General features: G+C 68.0%; 18 protein-coding genes and 1 tRNA gene. 7 read left to right on the top strand and 12 right to left on the bottom strand.

Features of this window, described 5'->3' with window-relative positions; translation table 11 throughout:
* Window positions 1-40 precede the first annotated feature (40 nt).
* The 4 genes from P2Q00_RS35400 to P2Q00_RS35420 all read left to right on the top strand — a co-directional run bounded on the left by P2Q00_RS35400 (window position 41) and on the right by P2Q00_RS35420 (window position 1,835).
* Window positions 41-114, top strand: a tRNA-Pro gene (locus P2Q00_RS35400).
* Window positions 115-541: 427 nt separating this feature from the next.
* Window positions 542-949 carry a hypothetical protein gene (locus P2Q00_RS35410; protein WP_275777941.1) on the top strand — a complete coding sequence of 136 codons (408 nt, stop codon included), beginning with the start codon at window positions 542-544 and terminating at the stop codon, window positions 947-949.
* Window positions 946-1,350 carry a hypothetical protein gene (locus tag P2Q00_RS35415; protein ID WP_275777942.1) on the top strand — a complete coding sequence of 135 codons (405 nt, stop codon included), beginning with the start codon at window positions 946-948 and terminating at the stop codon, window positions 1,348-1,350. The genes P2Q00_RS35410 and P2Q00_RS35415 overlap by 4 nt, the downstream gene beginning before the upstream one ends.
* Before the next feature lie 17 nt (window positions 1,351-1,367).
* Window positions 1,368-1,835: a hypothetical protein gene (locus P2Q00_RS35420; protein WP_275777944.1), complete on the top strand. Its 468-nt coding sequence runs from the start codon at window positions 1,368-1,370 to the stop codon at window positions 1,833-1,835.
* Between the two features lie 134 nt (window positions 1,836-1,969).
* On the opposite strand, the gene P2Q00_RS35425 is transcribed toward P2Q00_RS35420, so the two are convergent.
* The 12 genes from P2Q00_RS35425 to P2Q00_RS35480 form a co-directional block, all read right to left on the bottom strand.
* A complete protein-coding gene (locus P2Q00_RS35425; protein WP_275777946.1) occupies window positions 1,970-3,481 on the bottom strand; it encodes a LacI family DNA-binding transcriptional regulator in 1,512 nt (503 codons plus the stop codon).
* Between the two features lie 534 nt (window positions 3,482-4,015).
* On the bottom strand, window positions 4,016-5,263 hold the full coding sequence (locus P2Q00_RS35430) for a DUF3631 domain-containing protein (RefSeq protein WP_275777948.1): 1,248 nt from the start codon (window positions 5,261-5,263) through the stop codon (window positions 4,016-4,018).
* Window positions 5,260-5,682 (bottom strand): hypothetical protein, encoded by a 423-nt coding sequence (locus tag P2Q00_RS35435; protein ID WP_275777950.1) that lies wholly within the window; start codon window positions 5,680-5,682, stop codon window positions 5,260-5,262. The genes P2Q00_RS35430 and P2Q00_RS35435 overlap by 4 nt, the downstream gene beginning before the upstream one ends.
* Window positions 5,679-6,587 (bottom strand): bifunctional DNA primase/polymerase, encoded by a 909-nt coding sequence (locus tag P2Q00_RS35440; protein WP_275777951.1) that lies wholly within the window; start codon window positions 6,585-6,587, stop codon window positions 5,679-5,681. Before P2Q00_RS35440 ends, P2Q00_RS35435 begins: the two co-directional genes overlap by 4 nt.
* Window positions 6,588-6,677: 90 nt before the next feature.
* Window positions 6,678-6,983 (bottom strand): hypothetical protein, encoded by a 306-nt coding sequence (locus P2Q00_RS35445; protein ID WP_275777953.1) that lies wholly within the window; start codon window positions 6,981-6,983, stop codon window positions 6,678-6,680.
* A 222-nt stretch (window positions 6,984-7,205) separates the two neighbouring features.
* Entirely contained in the window at window positions 7,206-9,377 is a 2,172-nt protein-coding gene (locus P2Q00_RS35450) for an ATP-binding protein (protein WP_425579559.1), read from the bottom strand.
* Window positions 9,378-9,379: 2 nt separating this feature from the next.
* Window positions 9,380-10,957, bottom strand: a complete 1,578-nt coding sequence (locus P2Q00_RS35455) for a hypothetical protein (protein ID WP_275777955.1) — start codon at window positions 10,955-10,957, stop codon at window positions 9,380-9,382.
* An 81-nt stretch (window positions 10,958-11,038) separates the two neighbouring features.
* Window positions 11,039-11,377, bottom strand: a complete 339-nt coding sequence (locus tag P2Q00_RS35460) for an RRQRL motif-containing zinc-binding protein (RefSeq protein WP_275777957.1) — start codon at window positions 11,375-11,377, stop codon at window positions 11,039-11,041.
* The gene (locus P2Q00_RS35465) at window positions 11,377-12,384 is read right to left on the bottom strand and encodes a DUF2637 domain-containing protein (protein WP_275777958.1); all 1,008 of its coding nucleotides are present in this window, start codon (window positions 12,382-12,384) and stop codon (window positions 11,377-11,379) included. The genes P2Q00_RS35460 and P2Q00_RS35465 overlap by 1 nt, the downstream gene beginning before the upstream one ends.
* The gene (locus tag P2Q00_RS35470) at window positions 12,381-12,668 is read right to left on the bottom strand and encodes a DUF6303 family protein (protein WP_275777960.1); all 288 of its coding nucleotides are present in this window, start codon (window positions 12,666-12,668) and stop codon (window positions 12,381-12,383) included. Before P2Q00_RS35470 ends, P2Q00_RS35465 begins: the two co-directional genes overlap by 4 nt.
* Complete coding sequence (locus P2Q00_RS35475; RefSeq protein WP_275778138.1) at window positions 12,668-12,892, bottom strand: DUF6284 family protein; 225 nt, start codon at window positions 12,890-12,892, stop codon at window positions 12,668-12,670. Before P2Q00_RS35475 ends, P2Q00_RS35470 begins: the two co-directional genes overlap by 1 nt.
* A gap of 192 nt (window positions 12,893-13,084) precedes the next feature.
* Complete coding sequence (locus P2Q00_RS35480) at window positions 13,085-13,273, bottom strand: hypothetical protein (protein ID WP_275777962.1); 189 nt, start codon at window positions 13,271-13,273, stop codon at window positions 13,085-13,087.
* Window positions 13,274-13,677: 404 nt separating this feature from the next.
* Between P2Q00_RS35480 and P2Q00_RS35485 the strand changes: the two genes are divergently transcribed.
* The 3 genes from P2Q00_RS35485 to P2Q00_RS35495 all read left to right on the top strand — a co-directional run bounded on the left by P2Q00_RS35485 (window position 13,678) and on the right by P2Q00_RS35495 (window position 16,065).
* Window positions 13,678-14,472, top strand: a complete 795-nt coding sequence (locus P2Q00_RS35485; protein ID WP_275777964.1) for a GntR family transcriptional regulator — start codon at window positions 13,678-13,680, stop codon at window positions 14,470-14,472.
* A complete protein-coding gene (locus P2Q00_RS35490) occupies window positions 14,469-15,143 on the top strand; it encodes a YdcF family protein (RefSeq protein WP_275777966.1) in 675 nt (224 codons plus the stop codon). Before P2Q00_RS35485 ends, P2Q00_RS35490 begins: the two co-directional genes overlap by 4 nt.
* A gap of 208 nt (window positions 15,144-15,351) precedes the next feature.
* Window positions 15,352-16,065 (top strand): hypothetical protein, encoded by a 714-nt coding sequence (locus P2Q00_RS35495; RefSeq protein ID WP_275777968.1) that lies wholly within the window; start codon window positions 15,352-15,354, stop codon window positions 16,063-16,065.
* Window positions 16,066-16,235 lie beyond the last annotated feature (170 nt).

The following is a 16,235-nucleotide window of genomic DNA, read 5'->3' on the forward strand; positions in this document are numbered from 1 at the left end:
TAAACGACGTCGCCGCGACAAGCAGGACATGCGACGACATCGGGGTGTAGCGCAGCTTGGCAGCGCGCTTCGTTCGGGACGAAGAGGTCGTGGGTTCAAATCCCGCCACCCCGACAGCCGAAACACCAGGTCAGGGCCGGTTCCCCTTCACGGGAAACCGGCCCTGACTCGTTCCACGGGGTCCCTGGGGAGTGATTGGGGAGTGGATCAAGGAAATCCACTCCCCAACGTCACACTCTCGATTCGCTCTCAGCAGCGCATCGAGGGCGTGCACCGGTGACCGCGGGTGCATGTCAGACCGTGCCGCCAACGCCTCCTTCCACTGCTCGGTCAGTTCGTCCATGAGCCGGTTCCTCATCCGCGCCGCGATGTGCGAGTAGCAGGCTTGTACCGAGCCGTCCTCGGAGTTTCAGCCACCAGCGACGCCCCCGAGAGAAGGAGGGTCGACCGTCTGGCTTCCTAGATTTGCCGATCTTGAACGCATCTGACCAAGATTGGATCGAACGGCAACTAAGCGCATGGTTAGCAATACACTGCGCACATGTCTTCAGAGGCGGAGGTCCCACCAGACGCCCTGGTCCTCCGCTTCAAGCCGATGGACCCGGAGCGGTGCCTCAAGCGCATCGCCATCGACCATCGCGACACAGGCCACTACTGCCTGTCGGTGTTCGCTGACGCACCGCGCCCCGACGAGACGCAGGAGGAACTCAAGGCCAGACTCCTGGCCGCGTCCGAACTTCAAGGCATGAACCCGAAAAGCAACAAGACGTACTGGCAGTGCACCCAGGCAGAGAAGCTCCTGGAGCGGAAGTTTGCGTTCCGGAAGGATGGGGGCGACGAAGTGCCCGAACACTACTCTGTCGACTTCGGCTCCGCAGAGCCTACTCTCGAAGACGTGAACAGGTTCATCGAAGCATTCGACGACGAGCCCGAGAAGAGGCCCAGGTGATTACTCGGATCGAGATCGACCCAAATGTGCGCGTTCGCGGCAACGGTACGCGTGCGGGCTTCGAGGACGTCCGAGGTCCGATCGCGGTGAACATGCCGGTTGAGGTGTTCGAGCCGGAGAGTGGGCTAGTTGGCCCTGGCCGGGTCACTGAGATCGACCCGGCACGTCGGCTGGTGTTCCTGTCTGTCGAGTGGAGCAAGCTCGAAGAGCGTCCCAATGCTGGAGAACCCACCGAGACATTGGAGATGCTCGCGAAGATTCGCTGCCTGCCTGTGTCGCCGACGCTGCGCGCGCCCACCTCCGTCTTGCGTCCTCACATCCACACTGGCTTGCAGAACCTCTACGGAGAGCTACGCGAAGCAGGCCAGTCAAGCGAAGAACTGGTGGTATCAGCGCTGTGAGTCTCCAAGTCACGTTCATGGGCTTCGCCGAAGCAGCAACGTTCGATGCTCGCGGCCAGCTTGCTCTAATTGGGTTCAGCCCTCAGGCGTTCACGGTTGAGCAGTTCCCTGGCCAGGTCAACGCGCCTCTCATCATGATCATCGATGACGATGATGAAGGCGCGACTCTCAAGGCTGGCCGAACTGCGAACGTTCGCATCATGGTGAAGAACGATTCGGGGGAGGTGGTCTTCTTCGTCGAGCAGGCGACGCCTGTAAACGAAGTCAAGAACTCTGGGATGCTGCCCGGACGTCTCGCCCTCGTAGCGCAGGTCCCCGTCACTGCTTCCAAGGCCGGACGCTACACGTACCACGCCACAGTCACGGTTGTCGGGGACGACTCCCCAGAACTCACAGCGCAGGCATCTCTTCGGGTCGTAGACCAAGCGCTGCTTGACGCGCGAAGGGCAGCAGCTCAGCAGAATAGGGAAGGCCAGGTCGGCTAAGGTCGTGGGTTCAAATCCCGCCGCCCTGACAGCCGAAACACCAGGTCAAGGCCGGTTTCCCCTCACGGGCAACCGGCCCTAACTCGTTCCACAGAGTCCCTGGGGAGTGGATCAAGGGAATCGACTACCCGACGTCACTCCCGATTCGCTCTCAGCAGCGCATCGAGGGCGTGCACCGGTGACCGCGGGTGCATGGCAGACCGTGCCGCCAACGCCTCCTCCCACTGCTCGGTCAGTTCGTCCATGAGCCGGTTCCTCATCCGCGCTGTGATGTGCGAATAGCGAGCTTGCACCGAGCCGTCCTCGTGCCCCATCCGTTCATCCATGAGTTTGGGCGGGGTCCCGAGCTCCTCCATGACTGTCTTATGGGAGTGCCTGAGCCCGTGCGGAGTGAGACCCCGTGCGATCGGCAGCCAGCATGCGTCGGCACGACCGGAGGCATTCCGGCCCCGCGCCGGCACTCCTGGCCAGGGGTGCGCCATCACGGGTACAGGGCGTGCCTCCTGTGGGGCCTTCTTCGGGTACCACCCCGTCGTGGCCGGATGGAACAGCCAGGTCGCGAAACCGGTACGGCGCCAGTGCGCGGCCGTCTCGCCCGTCTGGCCCGCACGGACGTAGCCAAGTTCCGCAATGGCTGTCTCCACCTTGATCCGCGTTCGCTCCGCAACCATGTCCGGACGGTTCAACACGTTCGAGACCGTTGCCGCAGAGACCTCGGCGCGGCGGGCGACGTCGGCCAGCTTTGCGCCGACGTGCCGGGCAGCGCCGTTGGCGGGACCGTGGCCACGGAACACGTAGGCGTGCTCGTGGCACGGGCAGGGCGCCGACTCGGTCCGGGCGATATGACTTGCGATCAGGCCAGACAGCCACTTCGGAGTGTCGATGGTCCGGTAGGAGTCGTCCTTGGGCGGGCAGCGCTCGAACTCCCCCGAGTCGAGTTCGTAAAGCTGCCACTCCACTCGCACCGATGCGGGGCGGACGAACTTGCGCTCCAGGCCGACGATTTCGCCCCATCGCATGCCGGTGTAGCCCTTCAGGACCACAGCTACGAATTCGTCGTCACGGCCAGACAACAGCGAACTACGCTCGGCTGTCAGCAGGATCCCAAGAGCGTCGGTCACCACCTTCTCGGGGCCGCGGTTCCGAGAGCGTCCGGCACGCTTTCCTCGACCGCGCCGCTTGGTTGCCGGGTTGGAATCGCGAAGTCCTTCATCCACAGCGTCGGCGAGGATGAGGTGCAGTGTGCCGTGCCAGGTCTTCACGCTGGACGCGGCGTAGGGCTTCCGCTCCTTCTTCTCCCAGGCGCCGACGTCAGTGGGCTGGATGTCGGCGATGGCCTTGTCCTCGAAAGCGGGGAGGAGGTGCTCCTCTATGTGCCGCTTGTAGTTCTGCATGGTGGATGCGGCCAACTCCTGTGCCGCGTACCAGCGGTTCACATACTCGCCGAAGGTTTCCTTACCGGCGTTCGGATCGCGATAGCCGACCTCTCTGACCTTGGCCTCCGCGTCGTTCGCTGCCTTCGCGGCCTCGCGCTTGGTAGCAAATCGGATCGTGGCTCCGTTGGCGTCCACCACGGTGCGGAGCACGCCTGGTGCAATCCAGTACCGGCCTCGGTAGTAATCGGCGCGCTTCTCGCCGTAGCCCATAGTTACCTCTCGCGACAAAGCGAGGGGTGGAGGCCATGGCAGGCCTCCACCCCTCGTGATCGGCTGTTCTGTCAGGCGGCATTCCGTGCGCGACGCGGACGGCGCGCACGGAGACTCGCTACCGGCCGTACCGGCTGCGCTGTAGTGCGGCGCCGGGGTATGGCTTCGCTCTCGATGGCGTTTGCCGGGTTGGGCCGCTCTTCAAGAATGTGGAAGATCTCTTGAACGTGATCGCTCGTAAAGCGGTACCCGCCACCGCTCCTCAGGAAAGGGATGCGCCGTCGGCGAACTTGCTCCTTCACCCACCACTCCGAGCACCCCAGTGACGCCGCTACCTCCGCCGCCGAATAGCTCAGGGGAAGTCCACTCTCCTTCGGCACCTTCGTGACTCCTCTCTGCCTTCTGGGGAATCCGCAACATCCGCCACACCGCAACATTGCTGGTCAGCGGCCTGAATCTGTGGCGGATGCCGTTTCTGTTGCGGATAGGTGCCGCCACACAGGGCGCGCGGCGGTACCTGGGGGTTGCGGCTCGTCAGCCGGCGATGCGGAGTGGGCGTGTGTCGGTTTCCGCGAACATGTGGCGGCTCGCGGAAGGGTCTTCCGCCACAGATTCATCCCCGCTGACCTGCGATGTTGCGGATGTGGCGGATGTTGCGGACTTCTGGGGGTCCGGGGGGCAGTAGCGGTTCCAGGCGTCTTGGAGGTCTTCCGCGTAGTAGCCCTTGGGGGTCGCCGCGCCCACCCGGATGCCGCGGGGCTTGATGGGGCTGTTGTCGGGGCGCACGTACTGGCTGAGGAGCTTGGACAGGGCGCGTGCGGTGAGGGGCTTGATGCCTTGTCCGTCCTCGCTCATGTCGGCCCACGGGGCGTCGTCCAGGTTGAGGAGGACTTCCAGGATGGCCGCGGTGGGCATCCGGTCTACTCCGCAGAACACCTTGTCGCGCAGGTCGGTCAGCAGGCGGACCCCGAGGGATGCCTGATCGCCCTCGGATGCGGCCTTGATGAGCGCCAGGCAAGCCGCGCGGGCCCGTTCAGGCCAGTGCCCGCCGGCCGCGTCTGCGACCGCGAGCAGGGGCTCCCATACGTCGGCCGGCCGGTCGGTGACGCCTTCGGGCATCTCCGGCCAGGCTTCGGCGACCTGGTCGTGCAGGGTGGCCGTCCATTCTGCGAGCCGGTCCCGCAGGGCGTGTCCCTGCCTTTCGTGGATGCGCCGGCGGTAGGGCTCGCACTTCTCGTTGGGTGCCTTCTTGCGCATGCGGATGATGACCGAGCGGGTCAGGATGGTGGTCGGCAGGGAGCCGAGTCCGGCCATGGCGACCGCGCAGAACGACGGGAAGAACCCTGCCTTCTGGTCCGATCCTTCCCCGACGCAGCGCAGTGACTTGGCGCCGCGCCGGTAGCCGGAGTTGAGGAACCCGCGGACTTCCTCGTTCCCGCCGGCCTTGGGCCCGAACACGGTGTCGATCTCGTCGAAGAGGAGCGTGGGGGTGCCCTCGTCTGCGGAGACGAGCCGGAACAGGGCGTTGGCGGAGGCGTTGACGGTGGTCGCCGCGCGCGGCGTGAGGGTCTCGATGATCTCCAGGGCTCGGGACTTCCCCGATCCTGGTTCGGGGCTGAGGAAGGCGATGCGGGCGGTGCCGTCGAGGGCGTCCATCAGGTGCGCGTGCGCGTCCCACAGGGCGACGGCGGTGTAGGCGTGTTCGGTGGGGAAGACGTTGAAGCGGCGGTGGAAGGCTTCCACCTCGTCCAGCAGAGCGGCCCCGTCGATGGTGTCGGTCATGCGGCGGCCCTCCTTTCGGGCAGTGCTGCGGGAGCTCCCGTGCAGGCGGATTGGTGGGCGGCGTACTCGGCTGCCAGAGCGGCCACCTTCGGCGCTCCGGTGGCGGTGCCCCTGTGCCCGCAGGAGCAGGCGTAAGCGGCGTTGGGAGTGTCGCCGGGGCGAGTCGACCAGCGAGCGCCGTCGTAGTGGTGCCGGTAGACCGGTGGGGCGTAGATGCGGATACCGGGCTGCTCCGACGTTGGGTCGAGGGTGCTGTGGCGGGCCTGGTCGCTGCGGAACTGGTCAGGGCGAAGAGCAGAAGGGACGCCCTTTCGGGCGGCGACCTTCGGCCCGCCTACGGCCGCCGTGTCCACAAGCTGCGGAGCGGCCACCGCTCCGCCGTGGCCGGGGAGGCTCTTAGTAGGCGGGGGGCTGGTCATGCCGCCCTCCCACCAGGGGTGTTGTGGGCGATCGACCAGTCCAGACCACGCGTGATGACGTCGTCGTAGTAGCGCTGGGACTGTGTCGCGTTGCCCGATGCCGCCCTACTAAGAGCCTCCTCAACCTCCGACTGGTCGAGGTCGCCGGACACGATCAGCCGACCCAGAGCCCGTGCGGCCCGCAGCAGGGTGGCGTTACGGGTGCCGTCCGCGGCCGTGGCCACGTTGTCCACCTCGCCCCGCAGCGCCGCCGCGGCGTACCCGCTCGCGCGCGTCGTCACGGCTACCGTGCTGCCGTGCGCGGGCCGCGGGCGAGGCTTGAGCAACTCGTGGAGCCACTCGGGCAGCACGGCCGGGGGCCGGTCGTCGAGGATCTCGTAGACGCCGTCCGGGGTGATGCTGCCCGCGGCGACCACGTACCCACCCCATCCACGGGTGTCGATCTTCTTGGCGAGGCGTCCAGCGGTGTTGTGCAGTCGGGCGCCGGGGGGCTGGGTGAAGTACAGGTGCTCTCCACCGCGCGCGGTCCGCACCCGGTAAGTGGCGGGCACGGTCTGTTCGGCGCGCTCGCAGAGCGCCGCAAAGGAAGTTGCGCCGTCAGGCGCTCCCTTCAGCTCTTCAGGCTTGAGCGTGTCCAGGTCGACCACCAGCAGCCCGGAGGGGCCGGTGGCGACGCCGACGTTGTAGGGCCGTTGGGCCCATGCAGCGGTGAGGAGCGCGGCGTCGGTGGTGGCGCGCTGTTCGGGGGTCTTGTGTCCCTCGATGCAGCGTCCGTTGTGGGGGCAGTACTTCTCCGCGTGGCCGACGGGCCGCTTGTCGCGGGGGTGCAGCAGGATGACGGGCCAGCCGCGTTGTGCAGCTTCCAGCGCCGCGGAGAGCAGCGCGGAGCGGGCGTTATGGGTCATGCTGGATGTCTCCAGTTCCTTGATGGGTGACTGGTTGGACAAGGGCGGCCCCGCTTCTTTGGCGAGAGTGGGGGGCCGCCCTTGGCGTAGTTACTTCTTTGAGAAGAGCTTGATCGTGATGCCGCCGGCGCCGACCGGCCCAGCAGCGCCGGCTATGACGGTTGCGGTGTGCGAGGCGACGTCCATGAGCCAGCACAGGGCGGCGACGACTCCCCAGGTGCCGAGGGCGGCGGCTCCGGCGATGGCGAAGGGGAGCAGGAGGCGCCGCCACGGGAAGGCGGCGGCGGTGTTGTCCTGGATGACGAAGACGACCGGCTGCCCGGTGGCTTCGGCGCGGCGGTAGAGGTCGGCGGGGATGTGCGGGGCGAGGTGTCCGGGCGGTTCGCGGTGGTCCATGTGGTGCTCCCTTCCGGCAGGTTGAGGAACGTGTGGGCGCCCGCGCGGAGGGATTCCGGCGGGCGCCTGATGGTGACGGTGTGTGGTTGTAGTGGCTACCGGCTAGTGGCTAGTGGCAAGCCGAAAAGGCCTGCTGGTGGCCACTGGTGGGCGGTAGCGGGGTGTTCTAGTGGCTAGTGGCAAGTTTCCGGTAGCCAGTAGTCGGTAGCCGTGTGTGAGCGTTCAGGCGTGGTCGGGGTGGACGTAGACCGAGTGCGGTCCGTTGTCCCGGTAGACCAGCTCGCCCCGCTCGGCCGCCGCCTTGAGCGCCTCGCGCACCGCCTGCCGGCTGCGCCCGACGTGGTCGGCGACGGCGGACGGCTTCATGCCCGCGCTGCCGGCATCGGCGATCGCGGCGATTGCGTCCGCCAGCCACTCAGGCCCCGCCCCGCCCTGCGGCGCCGGCGAGTCGTCGCCGTCGTTGTCGCGGAGCGCGGACAGGTTCAGCCCCGGACGCTCCGGCCGTTCACGCTCGGGGCGGCGGGTGGGTTCGGGCGCGGTGCCGAAGTGTTCGTCGATCTCGCGCATGAACGCATCGGCCAGCCGGTCGACCTCGGATACGGGACCCTGCTCCGGCTCGGGCCCGTCCTCGCGCTCGTCACGGAGCGCGGACAGGTTCAGCCCGCGCCGCCCCTCCCCACCCTCGTCCAACTCGCTTACGGGCGCGGCGGGTTGGGGCTGGTGCATCCACGCGATGCGGTCGGCATCCCACCGGCGCGCGTACGCGTCGCCGGCGGCCGTGGCGGACACGGCATCCAGGACCGGATGGCGCTCGGAGGTGGCGGCGACGATCTCGCGGATCTGGCTGGGAAGGATCCGCCAGCACTTGAACAGCGCGGCCGCGGATTCCGGTGTTCCCATGAACCCCGCCCCCTTGTACGGGGCTTGGTCGACCTTCAGGCCGCGAGTGCCGGGGAACAGCTTGCTCAGGTCCATGCCTTCCTTCTCGCCGCCGGTGAGCGCGACGCGAACCTTCGCCTCCCGCCGGATCATCAGGTTCCCCAGCACGCTGCCGGTCGACCCCAGCGCGGTCAGCACGGTGCGGACGCCCATGGCGCGGAGCATCCGGATGACTTCCAGGATCTTCGCGGCGAGCTTCTTCATGGCCTTGTCCATGCTGGTGAGGATCTCCGCGCCCTCGTCGATGACCAGCATGATCTGCGGGATCGACGGGCCGATCGGCAACAGGTCGGTGTCCTCCCGCGCCATCAACGCCTGATACGAGATCTTGCGCTGGTGCCCGATCCGCAGCACCGCATCCAGCATCGTGTGCGCCTCCTCGACGGTGCCGGCGAGCCAGTCGATACCGGGCCTGAGGGGGCGCTCGCCGGGGGCGGGCTGGTGCTGCAGGGCGGGCAGGACCCAGGACAGGCCGGCGGAGCCGGCGTTGAGGTCGATGACGAAGGTGAGCACGTCGGTGGCGCGGGCGAACCCGGCGAGGATGACGTGAACCATGTTCGTCTTGCCCGACCCGGTGGGGCCGACGACCAGCGCGCACTGCTCGCGCAGGTAGGTGAGGATCTGCTCCGCGTTCGAGCGGTAGCCCCACGGGATCCCGGTGAGCAGGGACAACGGCGCGTAGTCGGTGGGGTAGGGGGTCTCGGTCTCCAGGGCGTTGACGGTGGAGACGTCGATCAGGGTCCGGCCCTGGTGGACACCCGGGCCGGCGACGGCGGTGCAGCCGTGCGGTAGATGCGCGTCCGCCGACAGGGCCGCGGCCCGCGCGGCGATCTGGTCGTACGTCGTCCCACCCGGCAGCTCCGCATCGAGGGTGAACCCGGTGCCGGTGGGCCACTGCTCGACCGCGAGCACGCGCACGGTGATGCCGCAGACACGCTGGATGCGGTCGACCCATTCGGCGGCGATCGTGCGCCGTTCGGCAGACAACTCCGCGGCCACCGCCCGCTGTTCGGCGGCGATGGCCTCCTCTTCGCGGGCCTCCTCGTACAGGTTTGTCGACCGGGTGGCGGTGCCCATGCCGACGCCGATGGCGGCGAGGGAGCCGAGCGCGGTCCAGGTGAGCGGTCCGTGCGTCATGGCCCAGGTCGTCCAGCCCGCCCCTACCAGCCAGGAGGCGGCGCGGGCGGCGATGGTGCGGCCCGCGTTGCGGAGCCGGATGCCGGCGGCGGTGTGGCCGATGGCGCCGGCGGCGCCGACGGCGAGTGCCCAGCCCGGGGGCATGGCGGTTGCGGCGCCGGTGGTGGCGACGGCGAACATGCCGGTGGTGGCGGACAGGGCGCCGGTCACGGGTCCGTGACCGGCCGCCCAGTCCCACACCGGGCCACCCTGAACCTCGGGCTGGGTACTGGGCTTGCTGTTGTTCTTGGTCATGGTGACCTCGGTGGTGGTGGCCATGGTCAGACGTTCCAGCCCTTCTCAGCCTCGGTGCCGTTGCGGGGGTCCTCGTGGCGGGCGATGTCGTGTTCGTGGACGTTGCGGAAGAGCGGGACGAGGGTGTCGGCGTCGTCGACGGCGTTGAGGAGGGTGCGGTGGATGTCGTCGAACGCGGCGGCGACGTCCTTCTCGAAGGCGAATTCCTCATCGGAGCGTTCGGCCAGGATGCGGAAGGTGTTGGCGATCGACTGCATGGCGGTGGGCAGGTTGTCGATCATCGCGAGGACTTCCATGTTCCCGTCGGGCTCGTACTGGCGGGCGGCGCTTTCCATCTCGGCGGCGGCCTCTTCGAACTTGAAACCGGACACGTGGATGACCTCCGAGGCTGCGGGTGCGGTGGGGATGAGGTGGGCGGGACGCTCGACACGGTCCCCGATCACGTCTGTGTCGCCGGCGGCTGCCGCGTCCGCGGCGGCCTCCTCGGCGGTGCGGGTGGCGCGGATCTGCTCGTCGCGCGCGGCACGCTTCTCGCGGGCGGACAGCAGGAGGCGCTGGTAGAGGCGCCGGCCGGGGTGGACTAGCCAGGACCAGCCGAGCTTTTTGCCGAGCGGGGTGGTCAGGCATCCCAGCACGCCGGCGGCGGTGCCGGCGAGCGCGGCGAGCAGGCGCCGTCCCTGGAAGCGGGCCGCCGACTTGAGCAGGCCGAAGCGGGCCTTGCGGCGGGCGGGCGCCTTACGCACCCGTTCGCGCTTCGCCGTGACCTGTGCACCGGTGGCGCGGTCGCGGGCGGCGCGGGCCTTGTTGACCAGCGCGCGGGAGCCTGCAGCGGCCTTGCCCGCCGCCCAACTCCCCGCACGTTTCAGCAGCCCCCGCGACCCGGCAGCCGTCTTGTTGGCGCGGGTGGCGGCACGGGCATCTCGTCGGGCGTCGGCGACCGCGCGGCGGGCCGCGGTGGTCTGCTGCCGGGCCGACGAGCGCGTCGGCGTCTGCGCCCGGTTGTTGCTGCGCAGGGCCCGGACCTGTCCGAGACGGCCCGCACCGCGACCGCCCGTGCCGGCGCGTGACGTGCCAGGGGCGCCGTGACGCCCACCGGAACGCCCCGCGCTACCGCCGCCGGACCGCAGCCCCAACGACCCCGCCCCGGTTCGGGTCTTGGCGCCCTTGGTGTTCTTGGTGCTGCGTCCGCGCCCGCCGGAGAGCAGGCCGGAGCTCCCGCGGGAGCCGGACGAGGGGGTTCGGGTGCTGCGGCGATTGGTGCCGCCCTGCCGGTTGGCGCTGGTAGACCGGCCGCCGTTGGCGGTGGTGGTGCGGTTGCGGCGGTGGGCGCGGACGGCGGCCGTGGCACCTGCGACGGCGGCGCCGCCCGCGGCCACGGCGAGCGCGACCGGCCCGCCGCCGACCAGGGCGGCGGTGCTGACCGCGCCGACGGCGCCGTTGGTGCCGGCCAGAGTCAGCGGCAGCACCGGGATACCACCCGGCGTGTGCGCCAACTCCCGCCCAACGGTGGGGGCTTGGGCCTGCTCGCTGGGCGGGGAGGGAGGTTCGGGCGGCGGTGCGGTGGTAGCCGGGTGGGCTACCGGTTCGGTGGTGGTGTCGGTCATGCTGTGAGCACTCCTTCAGGGGAGTAGGGCCCGGCCGAAGCTGTGGAAGGTGGTTGGCCGGGCCTGCCGGATCGGGGGACTTCAGGCAGCGCGCTGTTCCTCGGGAAAGGCGCAGGTCACACACATGCCGAGCGACGTGGGGATGACGTATCCGGCATCCCGGCCGCACTCGGGGCACCTGCGCCGCGCGGCATTGGCCTTGGCCAGCGCCGCCCATTTCGCCGGCGTCATCGGCCGGACGGACTTGGCCTTGTCGATCTCGTACAGGTAGGCGACCAGCGGGCCGCGGCGCCGCCGCGGGCGTTCGACCTGTGCGGCGACGTCCTGTCCGCCGGGGCGCAGGTCGTGCGCCCGGAGCTGCCGGAGTGTGGCCAGACCCTCCGGGGCCAGTTGCCACGGGTAGACGGGGATGCTGGCCATCAGTTGCCCGCGATGGCCAGCTCAGCGCCGCCCGTGCCGGGGTCGCGGAGTTCGGCGTAGCGGGCGGACACCCAGCCCACCGACCAGCCGCACAGCTCCGCAGCCGACCGCACCGACAGCCCAGCATCGAACGCGGCCGCCACGATGCGGCGGGCCTCATCCTCCGGCAACTTGCTCTCGGCCGGGCCGCGCTCAAGCAGCGTGGCGCGTTCACGGGTCAAGCGCTCCTGGCGTTCACGCTGTTCACGCTCGGCCCGCTCGGCAGCCGCGCGGCGCTCGTTCTCGGCTCGCTCGCGGGCCTGCCGTTCGAGGCGTTCACGGTCGTGTTCACGCTGTTCACGCTCGTGTTCACGGCGTTCACGCTCGACCCGTGCGGCAGCCTCAACCCGCTCCCGGGCCTCGCGCTCTTCCCGGGCCCGGCGCTCTTCCCGCTCGGTCTGTTCACGGACCAACAGGGCTTCGTGCTCGCGCTGTTCACGCGCCAACGCGGCGGCGTGCTCGCGCTCCTCCCGCGCCTGTTGGCGGGCCTGCTCGGCCCGCTCGCGGGCCTTGTGCTCGGCCTGCTCCCGGTTGGCCTTCTGTGCCGTTTCCAGCTTGCTGACGGCGGTGGCGATGGCGCGCCGGTAGGCGAGTCCGGTCTCCGCGGTGACGATCAGCAGCAGCGGCGCTACCGCGTGGACAGCCATGCCCACCAGGTCGTTCTTCAGCGCGGAGTCGGCGGTGTTGAGGGCAAGTGTCATCAGCCCCGTCATCCACCGCAGCGCGACCGGCCACTTGCCGCCGTGCCCGCCCAGCCGGGCCAGGACGTCATCGAGCTTGACCACGATGACCACCGCGGCATCCACCACCAGCGGCAGGATCGGCGCCGTCCAGTCCCACCGGTCGGCGGTGTGGGAGGCCATCAGCGGGGTGACCGTGAGGACGGAGTAGAGCATCGCTCCGGACACGATCAGCCACGTGCCCACCGACAACGCCCGTTCTGCTGAACGGATATGAACAGCGTTCACGCCGCGCCCTCCGCCCGTGAACGCACCTGCACAGCGGCGATCAGGCTCACCGGTGAGGCGGGGTCGTCAGGGTCGTCGCTGCTCTCGATCCAGTCCCATTCACTCGCCGGGATCGGCTCGAAGCCCAGCGCGCTGAGCGCTTCCGTGCGTTCCGTGAACGTCGGCACCGGCGCGGTACGGCCGAAGTCGTACTCGGGCCACGGGTCGGTGGTGTTCAGCAGCACCACGTACAGGCGCCACCGGCCCTTGTGCACGGACATCTGCGCCGTGAACTCCCGCGCCATCACGCCACCCCCGGCGAGGCGGCGCCGGCCTGGTTCGTCAGGGTCCGGCGGGTGGCGAGCACCTTGTTGCGGGCTCGCCGCAAGCGCCGCTGGTCCATCTCGGTCGGCGTCCGGTCCAACAGGCTGATCTGTACGTCAAGCTCCTCGACCTCCGCCAGGATGAGCGGCATCTCGTGCTCGATGGCGTCCAGTTCGGCAGCCGAGGGACCGCCGTTCTGTCCCATCTGCCTGCGGTCGATGATGCGCTGATGCTGGGGGTCGTAGAGGGGGACAATCTTCATGGGTCGTGACTCCTTAGTCGGTGGGACGGCCCGAACAGCGCCCCCGGAGTTGCTGCTCCGGGGGCGCGCGCCGTGTGGGTGGGATGCCGCAGTGCTGCGGCAGCGCGGTCCGCGAGTGCGACCGCGAGGGGTGGTTCAGAGCTTCTGTAGCTCCCCGGTGCTGCACAGCACCGGGGCGATGAGCAGGCTGATGCCATTGACGGTCCACTTGCCGTCCGTCAGCGGGCCCGGCGGGGCCTCGTCGACGATCCGGCCGGTCTTGCCGGCGGCACGCGGGTCATCCGCACAGGAAACGATCAGCACCTTGTCGCCCGCCTGGAACATCTCGTGCCCTTCCGGGCCGGAGTCTCCGGCTCCCCTCAGCGCTGCTCGTACGAGACGAGCAGCGGAGGCAACCGGCCGCAGCCCTTGAGCTGCGGAGAAGGTTGAAGACCCGCAGGTGCGCGGTCTTGCATCCGCGCGGCCGTCACTTCGGGGGAGACGGCTCAGAAACCCACGTATTCGCGATGTCAAAGAACACCCAGCGCGGGGCTCGCGGCGTGCGGCCGAAGCCGCCTTCCTGCCGAGCAATCCCGAACCGGCACGGCCTGAAGGCAGCCCAAAGAAGGCCCCGTCCGGCCCGCTGTCCTAGGACTGCGAGCGGCCTGAGAAGACGATGGCACGCAGTCCTAGGACTGTCAACAGTCCTAGGACTGTGCTTCACTGGTTCGCGTCGAGAGGAGTTCTGCGTGGCACCGAAGTGGCGCGACCTGGCGGACAGGATCGCGGAGCAGATCAAGAGCGGCGCGTATCCGCCGGGCGCCCAGTTGCCCCAGATCAGAGACCTAGTCGAGGCAGGGGAAGGCGCAAAGGAGACTGTCTCCAAGGCCTACAAGGCTTTGGAGGCTGAAGGCCTCGTGACGTCGACGCGCGGACACGGCACCGTGGTGCGTCTGCGCGCTCCGCTCAAGCGGCTCGGCATTGCCCGTTACGACAAGGCGAAGTGGCGCGACGGCGACGAAGTCGCGTTTATAGCTGACCGCGTCGCATCGGGTCGCGCGTACAAGCGCAACGAGCAGACGCAGACCGTGAGCCGCGTGCAGGCGGACAGCCTTGTGGCAGAGGGGCTCGGCGTCCCAGCTGGCTCCGAGGTATACGCGCGCGCCCGCCTCGTGAAGGAGGGGACGCAGCCGACTCACACCCTGACCAGCTACTACAGGCCGGAGCACGTCGAGGGGACGCGCATTGTCGACCCCACCCCGGGCCCTGCCGGCCGCGGCGGCGGGTACCGGGTCCTCTACGACGCCGGATACGAGATCGACCACATGAGAGAGGCCCTGTTCGCACGCATCCCGACGGCAGATGAGGTGCAGCTTCTACAGCTCCCCCTCGGTGAGCCCGTAGTCGAGCTGCACCGGACGACGTACACGGCAGATGGCACGGTGGTCGAGTTCGCGGTTGGCGTCCACTCGGCTTCCCGCTTCGCGTGGGAGTACGACTTCAAGGTTCCGGACTCAGCGCACGACAGAAAGGGGCAGGAATGATCTCGGCACAGGCATGGGCGGATGCCCGGCTTCTGTGGGACTACCACCGCATGCACCACGACCCACGACCCTGTTCGGTGGCCATCGGTCTGGGCAGTCACGATCTCGGGGTGGCTGACGTGACCGCGGAGCTATACCACCGGGGCATGGCGCCGGTCATCGTCTTCACGGGAGCCACCAGTCCCACGACCCGGGCGCGCACGCCGCGCGGTGAGGCTGTCCACTACCGAGAGCGGGCGTTGCAGCTAGGGGTGCCCGAATCCGCCGTACTCCTGGAACCGCGCGCCACGAACACCGGCGAGAACATCGAGTTCTCGAAAGCGGTGCTGGCAGAGGCCGACGTTAAGGTCTCGTCCGTCCTGCTCGTGAGCAAGCCGTACGAAGAGCGCCGCTCGTACGCCATGATGCGGAAGCTCTGGGCCGACGTAGGGGTCGTGTGCGCGTCCACGCCGATGGGTCTGGAGGAGTACGCAGACTCCATCGGGGACGCTCGAATGGTGATCGACATGATCGTGGGCGCCCTGCAACGAGTGCTTGTCTTCCCGGGGTGGGGTCTGGCCATCGAGCAGGTCGTGCCGGACACCGTTGTGGCCGCCTACGAGCGACTGTCCGCCGAGGGCTTCACCAGCCGACTCCTGCCAGCGGACGTTGCTGCCCGTCCTGATGCGTGATGGGAGGGTTGGCGGGAGGCCTGTAATTGTGAACCCGCCAGCCCGAGCCGCGGTCTCTCGGTCGATGGACTAAGCCCTGCCTGCCTGCACGCCGTCCTCTTCATCGTGACTCCTTCGAGGGCGCTGTACCGATGCGGAGTAATCCAAGTAGCTGCCTTGAGCGGTGGATTCTAGAGTCATTAGCAGGACGGCGTGCAAGGAGTAAGGAATGACCGACCCGGACTGGCAGAATATTCCTCCTATTCCGCCTGCCGATTCGCCTGATTTGGATAGCCCGATTCTCGTGGGTCACGGCGGTTCCGGCAATCGTCATAATCTAGGTGTTGGGGGATGGTTTCGCAGCCTTTATCGGGCGCCTGATTTCGCCTCTCAAAATTATGCTTTTAGGGCACTTGTGTATCATGAGGCAATAGAGCGAAAACCGGGCGACGCTGAAAACGATGTTCTGATCGATCTGGCTTATGACGCTGCTGTGACTCGTCTCGCCAGTCAGACGAGTGCTTTTGAGAGCATCAGGACGCGGGCGTCAGGAATTCTGAGTGTCGCGGCGCTTGTCACCTCCTTCTCTGCAGGACTGGGGTTGGTTCATACAGACCCTGCTAAGGGAAAGCTACTTCCCGGGTGGGCCCCCTGGGCATTGCTTGGAATTCTCTTGATGTTGGGGGTGTGTGCCATTCTCGTTATGCTTCCAACGCGGCAATGGAATCACGGTCCGTCGGCGCGAAAAATCATGGATAGTTGGGTGCGGCGCACACCTCCAGAGAGGGCGAAGGCTCGTTTGGTCGCCGTATTGGTGGAGGCTCAAAATCGAAATTCATGGGAGCTGCGGAGGAGGGCTATCTCCTATCGGGTCGCTGTAGTTCTATTGTTGTCTGAAGTTCTAACGCTCGTTGCGGCGGTTGCTCAGAGCACCGCTACCTAGAGACGGCCGGTCTCAGTCGTGGTCCCAGTTGCTTCCAGATCTGCCATCGTCCGCCGATGTCCGGCTGGATCCGTGAACTAGCTTTGATCAGGGACGGAGCCTGTTTCGCGGACGTCCACGGACACACGCGGACCAGGATCGGACAACTCGTAATTTTGGTATGGCGCCAG

Source organism: Streptomyces coacervatus (assembly GCF_029223485.1).
In the GTDB taxonomy this organism is placed as follows: Bacteria; Actinomycetota; Actinomycetes; order Streptomycetales; family Streptomycetaceae; genus Streptomyces; species Streptomyces coacervatus.

Coding starts and splice junctions, on each gene's coding strand:
- P2Q00_RS35410 (WP_275777941.1), top strand. CDS start 542: ATGTCTTCAGAGGCGGAGGTCCCACCAGACGCCCTGGTCCTCCGCTTC.
- P2Q00_RS35420 (WP_275777944.1), top strand. CDS start 1,368: ATGGGCTTCGCCGAAGCAGCAACGTTCGATGCTCGCGGCCAGCTTGCT.
- P2Q00_RS35425 (WP_275777946.1), bottom strand. CDS start 3,481: ATGGGCTACGGCGAGAAGCGCGCCGATTACTACCGAGGCCGGTACTGG.
- P2Q00_RS35430 (WP_275777948.1), bottom strand. CDS start 5,263: ATGACCGACACCATCGACGGGGCCGCTCTGCTGGACGAGGTGGAAGCC.
- P2Q00_RS35435 (WP_275777950.1), bottom strand. CDS start 5,682: ATGACCAGCCCCCCGCCTACTAAGAGCCTCCCCGGCCACGGCGGAGCG.
- P2Q00_RS35440 (WP_275777951.1), bottom strand. CDS start 6,587: ATGACCCATAACGCCCGCTCCGCGCTGCTCTCCGCGGCGCTGGAAGCT.
- P2Q00_RS35445 (WP_275777953.1), bottom strand. CDS start 6,983: ATGGACCACCGCGAACCGCCCGGACACCTCGCCCCGCACATCCCCGCC.
- P2Q00_RS35450 (WP_425579559.1), bottom strand. CDS start 9,377: ATGGCCACCACCACCGAGGTCACCATGACCAAGAACAACAGCAAGCCC.
- P2Q00_RS35455 (WP_275777955.1), bottom strand. CDS start 10,957: ATGACCGACACCACCACCGAACCGGTAGCCCACCCGGCTACCACCGCA.
- P2Q00_RS35460 (WP_275777957.1), bottom strand. CDS start 11,377: ATGGCCAGCATCCCCGTCTACCCGTGGCAACTGGCCCCGGAGGGTCTG.
- P2Q00_RS35470 (WP_275777960.1), bottom strand. CDS start 12,668: ATGGCGCGGGAGTTCACGGCGCAGATGTCCGTGCACAAGGGCCGGTGG.
- P2Q00_RS35475 (WP_275778138.1), bottom strand. CDS start 12,892: ATGGGACAGAACGGCGGTCCCTCGGCTGCCGAACTGGACGCCATCGAG.
- P2Q00_RS35480 (WP_275777962.1), bottom strand. CDS start 13,273: ATGTTCCAGGCGGGCGACAAGGTGCTGATCGTTTCCTGTGCGGATGAC.
- P2Q00_RS35490 (WP_275777966.1), top strand. CDS start 14,469: ATGATCTCGGCACAGGCATGGGCGGATGCCCGGCTTCTGTGGGACTAC.
- P2Q00_RS35495 (WP_275777968.1), top strand. CDS start 15,352: ATGACCGACCCGGACTGGCAGAATATTCCTCCTATTCCGCCTGCCGAT.